The sequence below is a fragment of the Synechococcales cyanobacterium CNB genome, assembly GCA_030263455.1.
GTDB lineage: Bacteria > Planctomycetota > Phycisphaerae > Phycisphaerales > UBA1924 > CAADGN01.
The window spans coordinates 82,483-103,297 of sequence record SZOZ01000010.1; the positions used below are offsets into that span (position 1 = coordinate 82,483).

The following is a 20,815-nucleotide window of genomic DNA, read 5'->3' on the forward strand; positions in this document are numbered from 1 at the left end:
ACCGATCTGCGCGCTCACGGGTAGCGCCTCCCCTCGCGCACCAGCACGGACTCGTCCGCGGGTTCCCGCACCTCCACCACGCGCTGCACGAAGACGCCCGGGGTCACCACGACCTCAGGGTCGATCTCGCCCGGCTCGACGACGCGGCGCGCCTGCGCGATCGCCACGCGCGACGCCATGCACATGATGGGGCCGAAGTTCCGCGCGGTCTTTCGGTAGACGAGGTTCCCGTAGCGGTCGGCGCGCTCCGCCTTGACCAGCGCGAAGTCGGCCGTCAGCGCGTGCTCGAGCACGCACTCGCCCCCGGCGAAGGTACGCCGTTCCTTCCCCTCGCCCAGGGGCGTGCCGACGCTCACGGGGGTGTAGAAGGCCGGGATGCCCGCCCCCCCCGCGCGAATGCGCTCGGCGAGCGTCCCCTGGGGCACGAGGTCCAGCGCGACCCGGCCTGCGCGGTACATCGAGGCGAAGACCTCCGAGTCTGCGCTGCGCGGGAAAGAGCAGACGACCCGCTCGACGCGGCCGGCCTCGATCAGGGCGGCCAGGCCGACACGCCCGCACCCGGCGTTGTTGCTGATGACCGTCAGCCCACGGACGCCATGGTCGATCAGCGCGTGGATGAGTTCGACGGGGCTGCCCGCGCTGCCGAAGCCTCCGATCATCACCGCCGCCCCGTCGGGGACGCAGGCGACGGCCTCGGGCACCGAACTGCACCGCTTGTCGATCATCCCAGGACCTTCAGCGGCGTCCGGCGTTCGAGCGTCGCCGCCAGCGCCCGCTCGATCTCGCGCAGCTCCGCCTCGAAGAAGAACTCGCCCCCGTCCAGCGGGACGAGCCGGTCCACCCGCGTTTCCTTCTCGTCGTACACGGCGAGGAATACCCGGTCCATCCAGGCCATGTTGCGGGCCTCGTTGAACTTCAGCGCGAGCGCGCGCCGCCCGCCCACCGTCGCCTCGCCCAGCAGCGAGAGCTTGCCCGCAGAGGTCGTCATCGTGATGTACCGCGAGGGGCGGTTCAGCGAACTGAGCGAGCGGAAGACGAGGTTCGAGATCTTCTCGACGTCCGCGAGTGGGGCGGCGAAGTAGTGGTGCTCGCCCGTCGCGCGGGCGCAGTACATCGAGTGGAACCGCACCAGCAGCGTGCCGAGGACGTTCGCCAAGTCGATCCAGTTGCGTGCGGAGCGTTCGACGTCCGTCGTGCCGTCGGCACGCTTGAACAGGCTGATGTGGTTCATGATCGGGCTTTGGCTGCGCACCACCACGCCGTGTGCCTGGAGCCGCCGGACGGCGGCGATCGTGCTCGGGTTCAGCAACTCGCGGGGCGTGGAGAAGTGCGCCATCCACGACAGCTGCACGCCGTTCGCGTGCATCTCGTCGAACAGGCCGAGGGTCCGCTCGTAGCGGCGCGTCAGCAGCATCTCGGGCTGGTAGGTCAGGGCGCGAGAGGCCAGCCGGACCGTCCGCACGTGCAGCAGCGACGGGTCCTCCATGATGGGCCGGACGTACTGCCGCAGCCGCTCGGCGGGGATGTACCCCGCGTCCCCGCCGGTGATGAGCAGATCGGTCACCTCGGGGTGACGGCGCAGGTACTCGTGCACCTGCGCGATGTCCTCCTGGATGAACATGTCGTCGTCGCGGCGGAGCTGCGCGTGCCGGAAGCAGTAGGTGCAGAAGGCGAAGCACGTCTGCGTGGTCTTGTCGAAGATCAGCTGGCACTGCGGGTACTTGTGCTGGCTCCCCTCGACGATCTCGACGCCGCCGTCGTCGCGCTCGATCCACGGCTTGTTGAGCAGCTGGTGCCCGTCGTGCGGGTTTGTTTCTTCCTTGTACGCCTCCGCCACACGCGACCGCGCCGCCGCGTCCGACGCGGCCTCGTACCGCGCCACCACCTCCGGGCGCATCATCCCCGGCTGCGGGAACATCAGGTGGTACATCGAGTCCGTCTCGTACGCGCCCCAGTTGATCGTGTTCAGCGCGTGGCTCGTCGCCTTGAACCGGTACACCTCGACGAACAGCTCGCGCTCGACCATCGCGCCCAGGCGGATGCCGTGCTCCCCCAGGATGCCCGCGACCTGCCGGAACCCGCGCAGCCCCTCGTACTCGCGCCGGGCAGGAAAGAGGAACGGGGCACGCTCCATCAGGCCGCTGTGCTCGGGGTAGGTCCGGTGCAGCCGGCTCAGCAGCCCCAGCGGCAGCAGCCCCTCCGACTCAACGATCGATCGGGTCTCTTCCGGGTACCCGTACCGGTCGAGCAGCGCCTGAAGGTCGGCCTGGGTCATGGCGGGTGGAACCACCGGGGACATCGCCCCCGGTTCGACGGATGAGGCAGACCCAACCACGGCATGGCTCCAGGAAGGCGACGAATGGCTCAACAACGGTATATTAGGATATATTATTCCTGAAATACACCCCGGCAAGGGACCCCGCCGAGACCGTGCTTCCACACACGCCAGGCTGCTCTCGCCAGCCCCGATAACCGCGCACCCACCCCGCCTCACGACCACGCCCCAGTGTCCGCTGTTCCGATGTATCCTCCCCGCGTGGCCCAGCGACGGCACCACTACGAGACAGCCTTCGAGCGGCTGCTGCGCGATCGGCGCATCCCGTACGTTGCGGTTGACGAGGCCCGTAAGGCACTCCTGCCCGACGGCGCGCCGCTGAGGCCGTCTCGCAGCGGCGGGCCGGAGCGTTCGCTCAAGTCCTTCGACTTCGTCCTCTATGGCGAAGGGTCGAACCTGCTCGCCGAGGTGAAGGGCCGGCGCTATGTCTCGCCGCGCGCTCGTCCCGGCCGGCTCGATTCGTGGGTGAACGCCGAGGACGTGGACTCGCTCCTGACTTGGCAGCGGCTGTTCGGGCCGGAGTTCGCGGCGGCGTTCGTCTTCGTCTACTGGTGCGTCGAGCAGCCGCCGGACGGCCTGTTCGAGGACGTTTTCGATCACCGCGAGCGCTGGTACGCCCTGCGCGTCGTCATGGTCGAGGACTACGCCCGCCTGATGCGAGTTCGCAGCCGCCGGTGGGGCACCGTCCATCTTGACGCGGCGTCATTCGACCGCATCGGCCGCCCGTTCGCGTCCGGGGCGTGGCCGTGGTCGCCACCCGTCGCGCCCGCGCTCGAGCCGCTCGGCGTCGTCGCGTAGGCCCCGGGCTTTACTCGTCCATCCCCCTCCGGTACGATGCCCGCGTGAAGCAGGTCGCCCTGATCGTTGCCCTCGCGGTGTGTCTCCTGGCGGTTTCGGCGGCCCTCGGCCAGCCGAGCGGCCCGCAGCCACCCACGCCCACCAAGGCCGACACGCCGCCCGTGGTGATGAACTACCTGTGCCTGATCGTCATCGTTGCGGCGGCGGTCGGGGCGAACCTGATCCCGAGCAAGCGCGGGCACCAGGACTGACCCCCCTCGTGGGCCTTGGAGGGACGCACCCCATGCGCAGGAACACGCGCGGTACACTCATCGCCGTCAACGCGGGATTGGCCGCCCTGCTCCTGATGCTCACGCTCGCGCCGGACGGGGCGATCGGCCAGCCCGCTCAGCGCGCCCGGGGCGAGTACATCGTCGTCGGGGGCAAGATCCGCGGCGGGCCTTCCAACGCCATCTGGGTCGTCGATTCCGCCAACCAGGAACTCGTCGCCCTCCGCTGGAACGATGCGCGAGGTCAACTCGAAGGCATCGACTATCGCGACCTGAACGCCGACGCCAAGGAGCAGCCGGGACGATGAGCACGAAGATGACAAGGGATCACGGGCTCGAGGGAGCGAGGGGTCAAGGGCTCGGTGTTCCCTCCCTTCGGCCTTCCACCCCCGGCCTCCGGTCTCAAGACCCAGGGCTCGGGACACAGGCCGCCCCCCGTTCCGTCCGCTGGCTGCGGGCGAGCGCGCTGGTGCTGCTGGGCCTCGTGATCGCCACGGCCGCGCCGCTCCTCGGCGGCGAGGCCCGGGCCGACATGGTCGCGCGCAGCGGGTCGTACATCGTGATGACGACCGACGGCGGGAACGAGGAAGTCCTCGTCGTGATCGACGAACGTGCCGAGACCATCTCCGTCTACAAGGTCGTGAACCAGCAGAACGTCCAGCTCTTCCAGCGCGCGGACCTGCGCGAGATCTTCACCGCCGCCCGGGCCAAGCGACACGGCCGCGGCTGACACCCGGCCCCGCGCCGTCGCGGGGCGACGCACCAGAACCGTCCGCGCCCGCCGGGCGCGCGGGCGGGCCGAACCCCACGCCCGGCGACAACTCCCCCTTCGAACGCGACCGGCTCGTCGTGCGCCGGCGCGGCCCGTGCGTCCGCCCGTTCGGCCCGGAGGTGCCATGCCCATCCTGCCCCTGCCACAGTTCGAGGAGGATCTCCGCGCCTGGGAGGAGGACCGGAAGGCGTACGAGCGTCTGAACGCGCCCAAGAGCATTGTCGTCCGCTTCGGCGTGATGAAGCTCATCGGCGAGTACCCCTACGACGGCGACGCCAAACCGGGCTGCGGGAGCAGGCTCGTCGTCCGCACGCACCGCGGAGTCGAACTCGGCGAGATGCTCACCAGCACCTGCCCGAACTCGGGGTGCTCCAAGAGCGTCTCGCGCCAGGACATGCTCGCCTACATCGAGAACTCCGGCGGACGCGACTACCCGTTCTTCGACCAGGGGCGGGTGCTGCGCGTCGCCACCCGCGAGGATCTCGACCGCCAGGCGGCGATCGAGCAGCGAGCCAATGAGCTGCGCGTCGAGGCCAGGGCGGAGGCGGAACGGCTCAACCTCCCGATGAAGATCGTGCAGGTCGAGCCGATCCTCGGCGGGGAGCGGATCACGGTCTACGGCATGTCCGAGGAGCGGGTCGACTTCCGCGAGTTCGTCCACCGCGTCTCCGACCGGTGGCGCACCCGCGTGGACGTGCGGCAGGTCGGGGCGCGCGACGAGGCCCGCCTGGTCGCCGACTACGAACGCTGCGGCCAGTACTGCTGCTGCAAGAACTTCCTGAAGGTGCTCAAGCCCATCTCGATGCGCTCGGCCAAGACGCAGAAGGCCACGCTCGAACCGCTCAAGATATCCGGGCGGTGCGGGCGGCTCATGTGCTGCCTGCGCTACGAGGACGAGACCTACGAGGACCTCAAGAAGCGACTCCCTCACCGCAAGAGCAGGGTTGGCACACCCGAGGGCGACGGCATCGTCATCGACGCGCAGATTCTCACGCAACTCGTGCTCGTGCGCCTCGACGCGGACGGGCGCGACATCGCCGTCCCGGTCGAGGAACTCGTGCCCGTCGGCACCCCCGCGACGCGCGAGCCGTCCACCCCCGCCCCGCGTCCCGGACGACCGGCTCGACCCGAACGCCGCGCTCCAGGCCCCGCGCCCGCGCACGTGCGCGACCGCGAGCGTGCCCGCGATACGGCGCGGGAGCCGACGCCAGCGAGCGAGGAACGCACCCCAGAACCCGCCGCGTCCGTTGAGGGCGAGCAGCGCAAGAAGAAACGCCGCCGGAAGAAGCGCAGGCCCGGCGCTGGCGGCACCCCCCAGTCGAGCGGAGCGCCGGGCGCTCCGGGAGCGTCCGGTTCGTCCTCGCCCCCCCCTGCCGCGAGGCCGGAGGGCGCGCGCCCGCAGGATGCCGACGGTGCCCACCCCCGCAAGCGTCGTCGCCGGCGCAAGCGCCCCGGTGGTGGTCAGGCGCCGACACCGTGAACACCTCGACGGATCACCGACACCCGTGCCACCAGCGTCGGCTGCCGGGAGCCGAAGGTGGTGCCTCGCCTCACGGCCACCCGTCCGACAACGCCCCGCTACCCTTCCGCCATGCCCGACGCACCCGCTCCGGATCGGCCGCCCTCGTCCTTCAAGGAGACCGCGATCTCCGTCGTGATCGCGTTCGTGCTCGCGTTCGTCTTCCGCGGCTTCGTGGTCGAGGCCTTTGTCATCCCGACCGGCTCGATGGCCCCGACGCTTCTCGGGGCGCACACCCGCTTCCACAGCCCGGAGTCCGGGGCGGTCTGGACCGTCAACCCGCGCGACGTGGGGCAGGCACGCTCGGGTGAGACGCTCCCGCTGCCCATCCAGGGCGAGAACCGGCCGCTGCGGGTCACCGACCCGATGACCGGCGCCCGCATCGGCGAGCAGCTGCCCGAGAGCCTCGGGCGCAACAAGCGGCTGCTCGGCGGCGACCGCATCTTTGTCCTCAAGTATCTCTACTCGGTCTACGACCCGTCGCGCTTCGACGCCGCGGTCTTCAAATATCCAGGCCGGCCGCAGGAGAACTACATCAAGCGGCTCGTCGGCCTGCCGGGCGAGGAGGTCGCCCTCGTCGACGGGGACGTGTTCGTGCGCCCCGCCGCGGCCCGCGCCGCCGGCGCGACGCAGAGCGACTGGACCGCCAACGACTGGACCATCGCCCGCAAACCCGAGCGCGTGCAGCGTGCCCTCTGGATGCCCGTCTACGACAGCCGGTACGCGCCGCTCCGCCCCGAGCGAGACCTGCGCCGGTGGTTCCGCGCCCCGTGGCTCGGCACGACGGGCGCGGGCGAGACCGACCCTGCCTGGCAGATCGAGGACCGGCACGACTACGTCTACTCCGGCGAGGGACCGACCGTGCTGCGCTGGGACCACGAGAACTGGCCCGTCACCGACCGCTACCCCTACAACGAGATCGACCCGCTCGGTCCCAACCCCTTCGGCGGACGCTTCGACGTGAACCAGGGCATGGCGATCTTCCCGGTCTGCGATGTGCGCGTCGCGTTCGGCGTGCGGCCCATGCGCGCCGGGCCGAGCATCGCCGCCGTGCTGAGCGCGCGCGGGCACGAGTTCCGGGCCGAGCTCGAGGGCGACCGCGTTACGGTGCGCATGCGCCCCGTGTCCGAAGGGATCGCGAGCGAGGCTGAGTCGTGGCGCGAGATCGGCACGGGCCGGCTGCCGCGCGCCCTGCCCGCCGGCGAGGTCACCAACCTCGAGTTCTGGTTCGTCGATCAGAGCGTGCAGGTCTGGCACGAGGGCAGGCGCGTCGTGCTGGCCGAGTACGCCTGGTCGCCCGCCCTGCGCGTCGCGCACGCGACGGGTCGGCCGTTCGCCGAGGTCATGCGCCAGCAGCGCAGCGGCAACGTGCTCGCCGACTACCGGCTCTTCACCCCTCCCCGCGTGCGAGTCGAGTTCTCCGGCTCCCCGGTGACGCTCTCGCGCGTGCGGCTCGACCGCGACGTGCACTACCAGGCATCCGCCTACGACCGTCGGCACGGGGCGCGCGGCACCCACGTCCGCGACGGCCAGCCCGCTCTCGCCACCCACCCCGCGCAGCCGTGCGTCCTCGGGCCGCACCAGTTCTTCGCCTGCGGCGACAACGCCGCCTCCAGCCTCGACGGCCGCCTCTGGGACACGCCCGACCCGTGGGTCGCGGCGGAGTTCGACCCGACGCCAGGCGTCGTGCCGCGCGACCTGCTGATCGGCAAGGCGTTCTTCGTCTACTTCCCCGCCGTCAGCTGGGAGAAGCGAGCGCCCGTGCCGGACTTTGGAAGGATGCGGTTCGTGTGGTAGAAGAAAGGACGCGCTGACTACTTCAAGCGCCAGGGATTCCTTCCAATCGACGCGTCATCTAACCTCTCCTCTTGGCGCGTAAACTCTCTTCCGGCATACTGGCGGCGTGGGCGCCTTGTGCCCGGTTCGCCGTCGCGGCGGGCCGGGTTGGTGAACGCACACCGGACATCGGGAGACCGACCATGACAGCGACCGGCACGACTGGCTTCGTGATGGGACTTCTTTCGACAATCCGTTCGGGGGGGGGTGAGGGCAGGGTTGGCCCTGGCTGTCGCCTGCGGCCTCGCTGTGCCCGGTGTGGTGTCGGCCCAGGCCGTCTACCCGCCGCTTCGGATCAACCCGCGCCCGCCGGGTGACACGACGCCGTACTACGGCGGCGCGATCGACGGCGCGCTCTTCCCCCGCTCCGAAGTCGTCGCGGCCACCACGAAGGGCGGCTCCCCAACGGAGGTGCTCTACGCCATCATCTTCAACCTCGGGGCTGACTTTCCATACACCGGCACACTGACGGTCCCGCCCAATAGCGACAACCCGGCCTTGGCCCACCCCGCCGTGCGGTTCACACAGAGCGCGGGCATCCGGCAGTTCTGGCTCGGTGCGAGCGGCGTCAAGCCCGACGCGACGACGGGCGTCTACGTGGCAAAGCGCGACCTCGACACGTTCGAGTTCGAGGACGCCGTGACGGCTGTCGAACATTCCGCCGCGCTGCCGGCCGTCAGCAGGCCGGTCTTCCCCGCGTTCCCCTTCGACGCCGACCTGTACGTCTCCTACGTCGAGAGCCTCGGCGGGTGCTGCTCCGGGTGCCCCGCCGAGCCGCCCTCGGCCTTCGGGCGGCGCTCGCCCGACTTCGGCCAGAACTGGTCCGGCTTCCAGGTCAAGCCGCCCGTCCCGCCCACGCCCTGCGACTACCGCGGGCGCGGCCCGGCCGTCGTCACCGGCACGGGCAACGCGCTGATCGTCGCCGCCGCGGATGTGGACGTGCGCGCCCTCGGCGCGCCCGACCCCGACTGGCTCAACAACGAGGGAAGGCCGTTCGTCACGCGATCCACCGATCAGGGCGCTTCGTGGACACAGCAGCCCATCACGATTGGCGAGGGCTTCGGCATCGCTCCACCCCAGCCCGGAGACGCCATCGCCATCGACGGCGGCGAGTTCCTGCCCTACATCGCCATCCGCCGGCGCAACAACGCGCCAGACATCGTCCACGTCCTCTTCGCGGCCCGCGAGACGCCCGAGTCCGGCGATCTCGACCTCTACCTCGCCACGAGCTTCGACGCCGGCGCGACCTTCGAGAACCAGGACATCCTCCACCTCACCGACATCAAACTGCACGGCATCGACGCCCTTCCCGAGGGGCCGGACCAGATCCCGGCCGGCCTCGCCGTTGACTCCTGCGGCGGCGTCCACATCCTCTGGTACGACACCTTCGGCACCTCCCCAACGCCGCCCGAGGTGGACCTGCACGTCTACTGGGCCTTCATCGACGAGACGCAGATCGGCCTGCCCGACCCGCAGATCGTCGTCGAGCGCCTGACGACCCAGGCATTCACGGCCGGCACGATGGCAAGCCCCGTCTTCCTCGGCGAGCGCCAGGGCCTCGCCACGGTCCAGCGCGGCTTCGGCGGCCTGTGGGTCTACGCCTGCTACGCCATGGTCGAGGAAGGCCTCGTGAACACCTACGTCTCCCGCGTTCACTGGGGCAACGTCTGCACGACGGGCGGCATGATCACGGCTTCCGCCGACTTCAACGCCGACGGCCAGGTCTCCGGCGACGATGCCGCCTTCTACACCGCCGCGTGGGCAGCGGGCGATCCCGCCGCGGCCGACATGACCGACGACGGCGAGGTCGGCGCGGACGACCTGCTCATCTACTTCGACATCTACGAGCAGGCCACCAGCGGCAACGAGTGATGCCACACTCCAAGCCGGCGTCGCTCAACGGCGACGCCGGCGATTCGACACCAGCCCAATTCCCGCGAGCAACACCCACGCCGTGCCCGGTGTGGGAATCGTGCCGATCCACAGCCACGCCTCGCTGGGACCTCGCGTTGCAAACCCCGTAACATAAAGCGTGTCACCGTCCTGATAGACCCCGGTTGCACTTGATCCGAAGAACTGCGGCGGCAACAGCGCGTGAAGGTTGACGAAACTGGCCGGGTCATCGCTCAGCCAGACACCCGCCTGTACCAGACCGCCGAACGATGCCGATCCCGCATGAACCGTGCCGGTCGTGCCGTACATGTCCGAGGCGATTGATCCCGGAGGGCTGAAATCCACGAAACTCTCCTTGCTGCCGCGCCACAGCGCCGCACGCGGGTTCTCGCCTAGGTTCTGCACCAGACCGACCTGTACCCCTGGCGCCATTCCGAACACCTTCGCCTCGTCAACGCCCGGCGGCGTCAGGTCCACCACGCTCTCCGCGGTCCCCGCCCAGATCACCGCCTCCGCTCTCGCGCCGCCCGGGAGTGTCGCCCACCCGCCCTGCAGCACGCCGTCCGTCGCCAAGGCGTGCGACTGCTCCGCGCCAGCGGGGTGAAGATCGACGAATGACGCAGCAGTCCCTTGCCACAACGCGGCGTGCGACCTGCCTGTAGCCGTGTGCGAGGCGCGTCCGACCTGCATGTTCCCGACAACGGCCTTGGCATCCGACGCCCAGTACCCTCCCCCTGGGTGCAGGTTCACCGCACTCTCGGGCGTGCTGCGCCAGAGGGCGGCGTGGAATGTGCCGTATGTCGGGCTGACCTGCCCGACCTGGCTCGACCCGTCCATGCCGTTGATTCGGCCCACCACCGCCCACGACGGCGTCAGGTCGAGCCAACTCTCCGCAGAGCCTTCCCAAACCGCCGCACGCCCGGGCCCGCCGGGGTCGGAAGTGGTCACGAGCCCGCCCTGTCGAGTCCCATAAGCCGCGAACGCCTTGGATTGCGACTCCTCCTGTGGATGGAGCGGCACCGCCTGCCACTGGTACTGAGCGGCCGTCGCGGAACCCACCACCAGAGCCAGCCCCGTCCCGATCGCATTCGAAAAGCGCACTGCAACCTCCCGACTGTGCGTCGCCGTCGGCAATGCTGCCACAGGAACCCGCTAAGACCAGCGCCTTCCCCACCCGATTCGCACCGTTCCGCCCCCTACCATCCTCCCCAACCCCGTCCCCGCCGCCCCGCGGCCGCGCAGGAGTCCCCCGTGGGCAAGACGAAGTACGACGGCACACTCCGACACATCCTCTGCCGGCGCATCCCCACGCCGCCCTTCGGGCGCTTCGAGGACCGCCACGTCGTCCGCTACGACGAGTACGTCCGCACCGGCGGCTACGAGGCCCTCCGCAAGGCACTCGCCATGAAGCCCGAGGCCGTCACCGACGAGGTCAAGAAGTCCATGCTCCGCGGCCGCGGCGGCGCGGGCTTCCCGACCGGCCTCAAGTGGACCTTCCTCCCCAAGGTCGAGCCGGGCACGGACCCCGGCCCACGCTACCTGGCGGTGAACGCCGACGAGAGCGAGCCGGGCACCTTCAAGGACCGCCTCTTGATGGACTACGACCCGCACCTCATGCTCGAGGGCATCGCCATCTGCTGCTACGCCTGCCACCTCAGCACCGCCTACATCTTCATCCGCGGCGAGTACCACCACCAGGCCATGGTCGTCGAGGAGGCCATCCGCGAGGCCTACGCCAACGGCATCTTCGGCGACAAGGGACTCATCAACTCCCCGGCCAACACCGGCGGCGAACGCTTCGTCGTCGACTGCCATCTCCACCGCGGCGCGGGCGCGTACATCTGCGGCGAAGAGACCGGCCTGCTCGAAGCCATCGAGGGCAAACGCGGCTGGCCGCGGATCAAGCCGCCCTTCCCGGCCGTCAAGGGCCTCTTCGGCCGACCCACCATCATCAACAACGTCGAGACCCTCGCCCACCTGCCCTTCATCCTCGCCGAGGGTGCGCACGCCTTCATGGCCCAGGGTGTCGAGAGCACCGTCGGCGGGCCGCCCAGCTACGGCACCAAGCTCATGGGCGTCAGCGGCCACGTCAACCGGCCCGGCTGCTACGAGTTCGAACTCGGCATCCCCCTGCGCACGCTCGTCGAGGAGCACTGCGGCGGCATCCGCAACGGCAAGAAGTACAAGGCCGCCATTCCCGGCGGCGTCAGCATGGGCATCCTCGACTCAGACCAGTACGACGCCGAACTCGACTTCGACATCGGACGAAAGCACAACGTCCTCGGCCTCGGCACCGCCTGCCCCACCGTCTTCGACGAGGACACCGACATGGTCGCCGTCGCACGCAACATCGCACGCTTCTTCAAGCACGAGTCCTGCGGCCAGTGCACGCCCTGCCGCGAGGGCAGCGGCTGGCTCTACCAACTCCTCTGCCGAATCGAGGAGGGACACGCCAAGACCCGCGACCTCGACCTCGCCCTCGAAATCGCCACCAGCATGGGCACCATGCCCGGCACGACCATCTGCGGCCTGGCGGACGGCAACAACTGGGCCGTCCGCACCATCATGAACAAGTTCCGCGACGAGTTCGAACGCCGCGTCGAACGCACCGCCGTCCCCGTCAAGATGACCATCGGCGCGGGGGCGAAGGGGTAGGGAGCCGGCGGCGGATAGGGTCTTGACAGGGATATTTTGTTTGGTATATGATCGGTCTGTGGCGAACCAGCGGATCAAACCGGGCGGAAAGGTCTTTAGAGACCCCATCCACCAGTTGATCCGGATCGACCAGGACGACGAGTTCATTCTCGACATGATTGACACCCCCGAGTTTCAGCGGCTCCGGAGGATCCGCCAACTCGGCGTGAGCTGGATCACCTACCCCGGGGCTGAACACTCAAGCCCGCGCCGAGCGCAACGCTTGGCGGCACTCCCTCGCCGAACACACCCGCACCCTCGACCTCATCGACCGCCTCGCCCGGCTCGGGGAATAAGGGCCGGTTTACTCCCCCGATCCCCTGTCTTCGCGAACATCTATCAGTTTGTGTCAAACTGATAGTTCATGCGGATCATCGGTCGCCGGTTTGAGTTCAGGCCGACGCGTAAACTGCTCCGGCTCGCCTGAGCAACCCCCGGAACTCGCCAGGAGCCGCGACGCATGCCCCCTCCCGCCTGCCCAGCCTGCGGCATCCAGCTCCAGACCGGCGCGGCCATCAACCCCGGCGTGGAAGCGAACCTCGCCGTGCTGCTGTTCGCCGCGCCCGTGCCATGAAGCATCCGTACCCGCTCGCGGACCCAAGCCGGCGCCCCTGCACACACCCGAACCGACGATGCGCGGGTGCTCGACAATGCGGCGCGCGCCACGCGTGGACCCAAAGAAAAACCGCCGCGGGCGTGTTCGGCCCGCGGCGGCGTGAGATCAGGACACGTCAGGCATCAGCGACGACGACGCGCCGCAACCAGCCCGCCCAGGCCCATCAGCGCCAGCGCGCCGGGGGCCGGGACCATGTGAACCGCGAACGCCATCTGCGGCGTCAGGTTCTGCCCGTCGAAGAACATCCCGGCCGGGTCGTTGGAGTACCAGAAGGTGCCGTTGTCGTTGTAGACCGAGTTCTGCGTGTGGCCGCCCGTCTGGTACCCGCCGCCGCCGCCCTCGCTCACCACCGTGGCGATGAACCAGTAGCGGTTCCCGGGCACGAGGTTCGCGCTGAACGCCGCCGGAGCCTCGTGGTAGTCCAGGTTCGGCGTCACCGCCGGATGGATCGAGCCGGTGCTCGCCAGCACGTCGTTCGGGTTCGGCCCGAAGCCGCCCGTGTCGCCCCACACCTCGAAGCGGATGTTCTGCGTGCCGCCCCAGATCAGGCTCAGCCACGTCCCCATCCGATCGACCTTCGTGTCCGTCCCCGTCAGCACGAAGTCGCTGGCGTAGACGTACGTGCCGAAGTCGCCATCGATCGGGTGCCACCACGGCCCGATGTCCGGGGGCTTCACGATGCTGGTGGCCGCCGCGCTGGTCGCGAGACCAGCGAGCGCTGCAAGAGCGATCATCTTCTTCATAGGACTGTCTCCCTCTATTGCCTCGAACACGGACTATGACGCCGTGACCAAGGGGTTGACGACGGACACCCGTCGCCGAGGCCACTCGGTTCCCCCGCGACCGGCCTCTGTTGGCCGCGGTTCGGCACGACACGCGTGCTTAACGCCCCTTCCGGGACGAACACATGACCTGTCGCTGAAGTGCTGTCACTCTCTCCAACCCGACCGGTGTTCCGTCAGCCCGTCTTCCCCATCTCCACCTTGCCTCACACCCACGATCGTACTGCACCCGGCCGGCCCCACGAAACCGAATCCGGCCAGCCCGAGCAAAACGGGGGAAACCGTTCCTCGGATTGCCCCTCACCCCGACCGAGGACCGCGTCCAAAAATGCCGAACAAAACGCAACCACCGCGCGATCAACCCTTCGGCTTGCGCTCGCCGGATTTCACAACCACCACCCACTTTGACTTCCAGACACGGGTCTTCCCCCGGCGACGACCCGTCGGCCACTTCACTTTCCGGCGAACTGGTTCGCTCATCCTGATCCTCCTGACCCCAGCTTTCTGTTCGGGGGGTTCGGAATCATCCGCCCACACGACGCACATGTCCACCTGCACCGCCCGCCCCGACCCGCCCCGGCATCGGCGACCCCGGATTGGCATGGCGGTATACACGGGGTCTTCGACCTCCCGTCCCAAACCCGGCCTTCCCTCCTCTCCTTGGCGGGAGCGCGTGCATAAATTGGGTTCCCCGGCTTTGGGAGGCACGGGGGACGGACGATGCAGTTGATCGGCGGCCGGATGCAACGCATCCCCCCGCGGAGACCGTGCCATGCGACAGGTTGCCTCGATCTTCCTTGTTCTCACCCTGACCGGCGCGACCGGACTCGCCCAGGTTGCTCCCCCTCCGCCGACCCAGCCGGAGGAGCGACCCGCTGTCGAGCCGCCCGCCCCGCCGGTCCGCAGCCATCCCGTCGAAGAACGCCCGCCTCGCCCCACCGTCACCCGCGCGCCGAGCGTGGACTTCGACCCGATCGCCGTGCCCGGACCCGACGGCCGCATCATCCGCATCGATGAGCCGCTCGAATACGCCGCGCTCGCCCACAACCCGCTCATCGGCTTCGCGTCCCTCGCGCGCATGGCCCCCGCGCTCTACGAGAGACGGCTGAACGTCGAGAACCTCGTGATCGACAAGCTCGACATGCTCGAACAACTCGAGCCCGGCGGCCTGATCGACACCGTCAGGCTCGGCGGCGACCAGATCGAAGCCGCCGGCACGCTCACCAAGGTGATGACCGCCATCCAGACGATCAACAGCGACGGCCTGCTCGTCCAGTACCTCGAGCGCAGGGGCATGATGGGACGACAGGCCGTCGCCCTCAACCAGCGCATCCAGAACGACTACCAGTCCAAGGTCATCGCCGAAATCCAGGCCACCCCACCCGTCGACGGCGCGGCCGAGCCGATGGACCTGCTCACGCGCCAGGCGCTCTACGACTCCGTCTCCGAGGTCATGTACTGGCGCAAGCGCCTCTTCCTCGAGGCCGCCGACAACCTCGACACCGCCCTCGCCGGCATCGACCTCTCGGCGGACGTCCGCGCTCAGATCGAGACGCTCAGCGCCTCCCTCGACGCCGAGAACGACACCGACAAGCGCGTCGAACTCATGAAGCGCATCCTCGTGCTCCTCGCGCCCGAGCAGCGCAAGGCCGCCCTCCGAGCCGTCGTCGCGGCCCGCCCGCCCGTTGACACCGCCCACCTCGTCGCCGCGCCGGGGCCGACCGACGCCATGATGCCCCTCACCACCGAGGTCCGCCACGAGATCGTGTGGTCCATCCTCGAAGGACAGCCCTACGACATCTCGCCGTTCATCGAGAACGTCCCCGAGAACGCGCCCCGACGCAGAGTGAACTGAACGCCGCCACCCTCACCCGCACCCCGCCCCACCCTCGGGGCGCATGAACGGGAACAGCAGCACGTCACGGATCGAACGCTGGTCCGTCAGCAGCATCACCAGCCGGTCGATCCCCAGCCCCATCCCCCCGGCCGGCGGCATCCCCACCTTCAACGCACGCACGAAGTCCTCGTCGAACGTCCTGAACGTGGACTCCTCCTCGTCCAGCCCCGCCAGCTGCGCTCGGAACTTCTCCGCCTGCACGTCCGGGTCGTTCAACTCCGTGTACATCGGCGCGATCTCCATGTGACCGATGAACAGGTCCGCACGGTCCGCCAGCGCGGGGTTCGAAGGCTTCGGGCGCGTCAACGGCGAGATCGCCGCGGGGTAGTCCGTGATGAACGTCGGACGCCCGGGGTCCAGCGTCGGTTCCGCGAACGCCTCGAAAAGCTCGTTCACCACCAGCGCGTCGTCCACCCGCCCGCGCAGCCTGCCGCCCGCCGGCGCACGCCCCTCCTCCGCAAGATGCCGAGCGTACTTCGCCGTCACGCCGCGCGACTCCGCCTCGCGCCATACGCGGTCGAGGTCCGTCGGCCCGAACCCCAGCGCCCGCTCGAACAGGTCCGCGTACGCAACCCGCTCGAACGGACTCCCGTAGTCGATGTCCGTCTCGCCGAAGGGAAGCCGCAGACCGTGCGGCATCCCCCGCTCCCCCGCCACGAGCCGCGCGGACTCACGCACCAGCCGCTCCGTCAGGTCCATCATCGTCGTCACGTCGCCGAAGGCCTCGTACGCCTCCAGCATCGTGAACTCGGGGTTGTGCTGCCGGTCCAGCCCCTCGTTGCGGAAGTTGCGGTTGATCTCGTACACCCGCGAGAACCCGCCCACCAGCAGCCGCTTCAGGTACAGCTCCGGCGCGATCCGCAGGAAGACATCGATCCCCAGCGCGTTGAGCCGCGTGCGGAACGGGCGCGCCGCCGCTCCACCCGCCAGCGCCTGCAGCATCGGCGTTTCCACCTCCAGGAACCCCAGCCCGTCCATGATCTCCCGGATGCGCGACACGATCCGAGAACGCAGCGTGAACACCCCCTTCGTCTCGGGGTTCGCCCACAGGTCAACGTACCGCTGCCGGTAGCGCAGTTCCGTGTCGATCAGCCCCTCGTGCTTCGAGGGGGGGGGCACGAGGCTCTTCGACGCCGGACGCAGCGACGACGCCCACACCGTCACCTCGCCCGTCCGAGTCCGCATCAGCGGCCCCTCGACCACCACCACGTCGCCAAGATCCGTCAGTTTCGCCGCCTCGAAGCCACGCTCCTCGCAGTCCTTCCGGCTCACCGCCGCCTGAAGGTCGCCCGTCTCGTCGCGAAGGTTCATCCACACCAGCCTGCCCGTGTCCCGCAGCAGCACCACGCGACCCGCCACCCTCACCCGCGGCCGGCCGTCCGCACCGCCCGCCTGGTGCGCCGCGTCCGCCCTCTCGTCGTACCTCGCCCGCGCCTCACGCAGCGGCACAATCCCCGGTGTGCACACCCCGTACGGATCAAGCCCCAGCGCGCGAACCTGCTCTCGCTTCGCGCGTCGGGCCAACTCCTGCTCGTGCAGGCTCGCGGCGTTCGTGGGCGGGGGACGGTCAGACACGCGGGGATGCTACGCCGACGCCCCTCATCGGCGAGCGGGCGCGGAAATGCGCAGGCTCGTTCCCGTGTCGCACAGCGGACGCTGCGCCACGTTCGAGTCGCTCACCACGTCCTGCAGCGTCACCCCGCCGTATATCTTGATCAGCGCCTCCGCCGCCGCGTCGATGCGCCGGTGCAGCGGGCACAGGTTCGGCCCGTGCGTCTCCAGACCCAGCGGGCAGGTACGGATACGCTCCACCCGGCTGATCGCGTTGATCACGTCCAGCAGCCGGATCGACGCCGGCGACCTCGCCAGCCGGTACCCCCCGCCCACCCCGCGCCGACCGACAATCAGGTCCGCGCTCGCCAGCTCCTGCAGCACCTTCGCCAGGTAGTTCGGCGGCACCTTCGTCAGCCTCGCCAACTCCGTCGTCGGCACCATCGACTCCGGCTGGTACGCCAGACACGCCATCGCCCGCAGTGCATACTCCGTCGTCTGGTTGAACATCGGGGAAGGCTCCGGGGCCGTGATTGGGGATTATAGCATCTACAAGCGGTTTATACGGGTTCGGGTCGGTGTGCGCCCCTCCCACGCCTCGGTTTTCGCTGGTGAACGCCCACACCCGCCGGTACGCTGACCCTCGCGGGGGAGGAGGTGCGTCGTGCGCCGGATCGCGACCGCAATCACACTTGTGCTCGGTTCGGGCATCGCGGCGGCACAGCCTCTCGCCACCGGCCCCGTCGCCCGCATCGACGGACACAAAGTCGTGCGCCTGGACATCCGCGGCCCGGCCGACCTGCGCTTCATGGAGGCCATCGGCGCGGACCAGTGGTCCCACGGCATCCGCCCCGGCGTGCCCACCGACTTCATGGTCTCACCCGATGCCCTCGCCGCCATCGACCAGGCAGGTCTGCGCTACCGCGTCGTCGTCCACGACGTCCAGTCGCTCATCGACGCCGAGAACGAGCGCCTGCGCCGCGGCGGTGAGGGGGGCAAACGCGCCTGGTTCGACGACTTCCGAACCCTCGCCGAGATCGACGCCTACATGGGCGCACTCGCCGCCCAGCGGCCCGACATCGCCTCCGTCTTCAACGTCGGCCTCTCCATCGAAGGACGCACCATCCGCGCCCTGCGCATCGCCAACGACGCCTTCGGCGATCTCGCCTGCAAGCCCACCATCCTCTTCAACGCCTGCCAGCACTCGCGCGAGTGGATCAGCCCGATGGTCGCCATGTACGCCGCCGACAGGCTCGTCGCCGCCCACGGCGCCGACCCCGACCTCACCGCCCTCATCGACCGCGCCGAGATCATCTTCATCCCCGTCGTGAACCCCGACGGATACCACTACACCTGGACCACCAACCGCCTCTGGCGCAAGAACCGGCGCAACAACGGCAACGGCACCTTCGGCGTGGACCTCAACCGCAACTGGGGCGTCGGCTGGGGGCTGAACAGCGGCTCGTCGGGGAGCGGGTCGAGCGAGACCTACCGCGGCACCGCCCCGTTCTCCGAGCCGGAGACCGACGTGGTGCGCGCGCTCGCCGAGTCGCGCCCGAGGCTGGCCGCGCATGTGGACCTGCACTCCTACGGCCAGCTGCTGCTCGCGCCGTGGGGCTACACCGCCGACCTGCCGCCGGGGCACGCGACGTTCCAGATGCTCGGCGCGGAGATGCAGCAGATCATCAAGAGCGTCCACAACCGCACGTACGTCCACGGCCCGACCTACACCGTGCTGTACCCCATCTCCGGCGGCGCGACCGACTGGTTCTGGGGCGACCGCGACGCCCACAGCTTCCTCTTCGAACTCCGCGGCAGCGGCTTCATCCTGCCCCCGGAGGAGATCATCCCCAACGGCGAGGAGATCCTGCCCGCGCTCGTGCATCTTGCCGCGTGGGCGCGCGAGGGCGCGAGGCCGCCCGCCGACTTCAACGACGACGCGAGCGTGAACACGCTGGACGTGCTCGCGTTCCTCAACGCCTGGGTGGCGCAGGACGATTCGGCGGACATGAACGGCGACGGCACGATCGACTCGCTGGACGTTCTGGCGTTTCTCAACGCCTGGGCGGGAGGGTGCTGACCTTCCTCCGCACCTGCTGACCGGCACCCTGTACGCCTTGGGAGTTCACGCCACCCCCGGGGGGAGTGGCGCGCGGGGGCCGTCTGCCCGAGAATCTGTGTGCAATCCGGCTCGGACGTGCAAGAAGACCGGGGCGTGCGCCAAGTCCCGGGTGTCCGGCCCGTCGTCGCGTGGATGGCGGGAGGCGGAGACCCCACGCGGGATTGGCCCGCTCGTGCGCGCACAGTCAAGGCAGGAGAAGCATCATGCTGAGCAAGACGTTCGGGATCGCGGTCGCATCGGCCCTCGGCGCGTTCGGCGCGGCGGCCGTCGGACAGACGATGACGTTCTATTGGAGTCCGAACCGCATCACCATCAGTCCGGCGAACCCGTCCGGCACCTCCTGGCTCCTGGCGACGTGGAACACGAACGGTCCGCCCGAGGTCGGCTTCGCCCAGGACCTTCTGGATGTTCTCGCCACGAACTTCGACGGCACGACCGACTCCGTCGTCTGGACGCCGAACCCTACGATCAGTGCGTACACCAACGGCTTCGGCTCTCCGCAGCCTAACGGCGACGTCATCGACATCGACCTGTTCCAGTTGCCTCCGTTCTATAACCCGTACTTCGATGCAACCCACCCGCTCGTCCTCGGCGCGTTGACGTTCAGCACCGTCGGCTTCACGCCTCGGACGATCATGTTCAAGGACCAGAACCATCGGAATACGGCTGTCTATGCCGACGACTTCGGCACGCTCCTCTACCTCGTGCCCATCGACCCCGGCGTGGATTTCATCGTCGTGCCCACGCCCGGCACGCTTGCCACTCTCGGTCTGGCCCTCGGCGTCGCGGCACGCAGGCGACGCTGACGTGAGAATGAGACGAGCCGCTCACGCCGGCTCGCGGAGCCGTATAGGCGACCTGCCGCGTCGGCAATCTGATGCCCAGAGTGAACGTCTGCTCACGGCTGCTGCTCGTGCGCGACGCTTCTCACACGGGCGCCTTGTTGGTATACTCTGTTGTGCTTCCTCCGCGCTCGCAACGGCGCCCGCCCAAGGTCTTCGGTGAGTAACGCCATGCGAAGACGGTCGCTCATCTTCCATGCCGGCGCGCTCTGCCTCGCCGCCGCGTCGGCGTCCGGGCAATCAGCGCCCGACGCGCGCCCCCTCGCGGAGAACCCGACACCCGCCGTCGGGATTGCGCGGTTCGCGCGGGGGGGGTTGGACACCTCCGGCCCCGCGAGCAAGCACGAGTTCCTCGCGCAGCACATCGGCGAGTGGACCGGCACGCTGCGCACATGGCCAAGGCCCGGCTCGCCGCCCGTCGAGAGCGAGTGCACGATGACCGTCTCGTCGATGCTCGAAGGCCGCTTCATCCGCGTGGAGACCTCGGCCGAAATCCCCGGCGTCGGTCCCTTCTTCGGCCTCGGTGTCCACGGCTTCGACAACTCCACGCAACGTTTCCAGGGGTCGTGGATCGACTCGCTCCATGCCGGCGTGCTCTCGGGGACCGGCGAACTCGACGCCGACGCGGGCACGCTCGCCTGGACGATCACTTTCCTCTCCCCGCTGACGAAGCAGCCGACGACGCTCCGCAGGATCGAACGGCGCACCGGCAAGGACGCCATGTCCATCGAGTTCATCGAGACGGACCCCGCGAGCGGCGCGGAGCGGCGGTCCATCGAGATGACGCTCACACGCGAGCCGATGAAAGGCCCCGCCGGACGATGCGCCGTGGTCCCGACAGCCGTCCGCGCGCCGAAAGAACAGCCCGCGCTGCCGGACTGATATGGAG

At 69.2% G+C, this 20,815-nt stretch carries 17 protein-coding genes and 1 pseudogene; 12 read left to right on the forward strand and 6 right to left on the reverse strand.

The window, feature by feature from the left end:
- Positions 1-14: 14 nt before the first annotated feature.
- Positions 15-725 (reverse strand): 3-oxoacid CoA-transferase subunit A, encoded by a 711-nt coding sequence (locus FBT69_11120; GenBank protein ID MDL1905342.1) that lies wholly within the window; start codon positions 723-725, stop codon positions 15-17.
- Positions 722-2,275: a hypothetical protein gene (locus FBT69_11125; GenBank protein ID MDL1905343.1), complete on the reverse strand. Its 1,554-nt coding sequence runs from the start codon at positions 2,273-2,275 to the stop codon at positions 722-724. Before FBT69_11125 ends, FBT69_11120 begins: the two co-directional genes overlap by 4 nt.
- A 261-nt stretch (positions 2,276-2,536) precedes the next feature.
- On the opposite strand from FBT69_11125, the gene FBT69_11130 reads away from it, so the two are divergent.
- The 7 genes and pseudogenes from FBT69_11130 (at position 2,537) to FBT69_11160 (ending at position 9,401) form a co-directional block, all read left to right on the forward strand.
- Positions 2,537-3,133, forward strand: a complete 597-nt coding sequence (locus tag FBT69_11130) for a hypothetical protein (GenBank protein ID MDL1905344.1) — start codon at positions 2,537-2,539, stop codon at positions 3,131-3,133.
- Between the two features lie 44 nt (positions 3,134-3,177).
- A complete protein-coding gene (locus tag FBT69_11135; GenBank protein ID MDL1905345.1) occupies positions 3,178-3,384 on the forward strand; it encodes a hypothetical protein in 207 nt (68 codons plus the stop codon).
- 32 nt (positions 3,385-3,416) lie between these two features.
- Entirely contained in the window at positions 3,417-3,710 is a 294-nt protein-coding gene (locus FBT69_11140; GenBank protein MDL1905346.1) for a hypothetical protein, read from the forward strand.
- Between the two features lie 161 nt (positions 3,711-3,871).
- The gene (locus FBT69_11145; protein ID MDL1905347.1) at positions 3,872-4,132 is read left to right on the forward strand and encodes a hypothetical protein; all 261 of its coding nucleotides are present in this window, start codon (positions 3,872-3,874) and stop codon (positions 4,130-4,132) included.
- A gap of 166 nt (positions 4,133-4,298) precedes the next feature.
- A complete protein-coding gene (locus tag FBT69_11150) occupies positions 4,299-5,654 on the forward strand; it encodes a hypothetical protein (GenBank protein MDL1905348.1) in 1,356 nt (451 codons plus the stop codon).
- A gap of 246 nt (positions 5,655-5,900) precedes the next feature.
- Positions 5,901-6,263: pseudogene (locus FBT69_11155) on the forward strand (hypothetical protein).
- A gap of 1,485 nt (positions 6,264-7,748) precedes the next feature.
- Positions 7,749-9,401 carry a hypothetical protein gene (locus FBT69_11160; protein MDL1905349.1) on the forward strand — a complete coding sequence of 551 codons (1,653 nt, stop codon included), beginning with the start codon at positions 7,749-7,751 and terminating at the stop codon, positions 9,399-9,401.
- 24 nt (positions 9,402-9,425) lie between these two features.
- Here the strand turns inward: FBT69_11160 and FBT69_11165 are convergent, their stop codons facing one another.
- Positions 9,426-10,370: a hypothetical protein gene (locus FBT69_11165; GenBank protein ID MDL1905350.1), complete on the reverse strand. Its 945-nt coding sequence runs from the start codon at positions 10,368-10,370 to the stop codon at positions 9,426-9,428.
- A 60-nt stretch (positions 10,371-10,430) separates the two neighbouring features.
- On the opposite strand from FBT69_11165, the gene nuoF reads away from it, so the two are divergent.
- Positions 10,431-12,077, forward strand: coding sequence for an NADH-quinone oxidoreductase subunit NuoF (gene nuoF, locus FBT69_11170; protein MDL1905351.1), 1,647 nt, complete (start codon positions 10,431-10,433; stop codon positions 12,075-12,077).
- Positions 12,078-12,854: 777 nt separating this feature from the next.
- On the opposite strand, the gene FBT69_11175 is transcribed toward nuoF, so the two are convergent.
- Positions 12,855-13,475: a PEP-CTERM sorting domain-containing protein gene (locus FBT69_11175; protein ID MDL1905352.1), complete on the reverse strand. Its 621-nt coding sequence runs from the start codon at positions 13,473-13,475 to the stop codon at positions 12,855-12,857.
- An 811-nt stretch (positions 13,476-14,286) separates the two neighbouring features.
- Between FBT69_11175 and FBT69_11180 the strand changes: the two genes are divergently transcribed.
- Positions 14,287-15,369, forward strand: a complete 1,083-nt coding sequence (locus FBT69_11180) for a hypothetical protein (protein ID MDL1905353.1) — start codon at positions 14,287-14,289, stop codon at positions 15,367-15,369.
- Positions 15,370-15,381: 12 nt separating this feature from the next.
- On the opposite strand, the gene lysS is transcribed toward FBT69_11180, so the two are convergent.
- Both lysS and FBT69_11190 read right to left on the reverse strand, forming a co-directional pair.
- Entirely contained in the window at positions 15,382-16,986 is a 1,605-nt protein-coding gene (gene lysS, locus FBT69_11185) for a lysine--tRNA ligase (GenBank protein ID MDL1905354.1), read from the reverse strand.
- Between the two features lie 24 nt (positions 16,987-17,010).
- A complete protein-coding gene (locus tag FBT69_11190; protein ID MDL1905355.1) occupies positions 17,011-17,472 on the reverse strand; it encodes an Rrf2 family transcriptional regulator in 462 nt (153 codons plus the stop codon).
- A 154-nt stretch (positions 17,473-17,626) separates the two neighbouring features.
- Between FBT69_11190 and FBT69_11195 the strand changes: the two genes are divergently transcribed.
- From FBT69_11195 to FBT69_11205, 3 genes are all read left to right on the forward strand, one after another.
- Positions 17,627-19,042 (forward strand): hypothetical protein, encoded by a 1,416-nt coding sequence (locus FBT69_11195; protein ID MDL1905356.1) that lies wholly within the window; start codon positions 17,627-17,629, stop codon positions 19,040-19,042.
- Between the two features lie 245 nt (positions 19,043-19,287).
- Entirely contained in the window at positions 19,288-19,890 is a 603-nt protein-coding gene (locus FBT69_11200; GenBank protein ID MDL1905357.1) for a hypothetical protein, read from the forward strand.
- Between the two features lie 207 nt (positions 19,891-20,097).
- A complete protein-coding gene (locus tag FBT69_11205) occupies positions 20,098-20,808 on the forward strand; it encodes a DUF1579 domain-containing protein (GenBank protein ID MDL1905358.1) in 711 nt (236 codons plus the stop codon).
- Positions 20,809-20,815 lie beyond the last annotated feature (7 nt).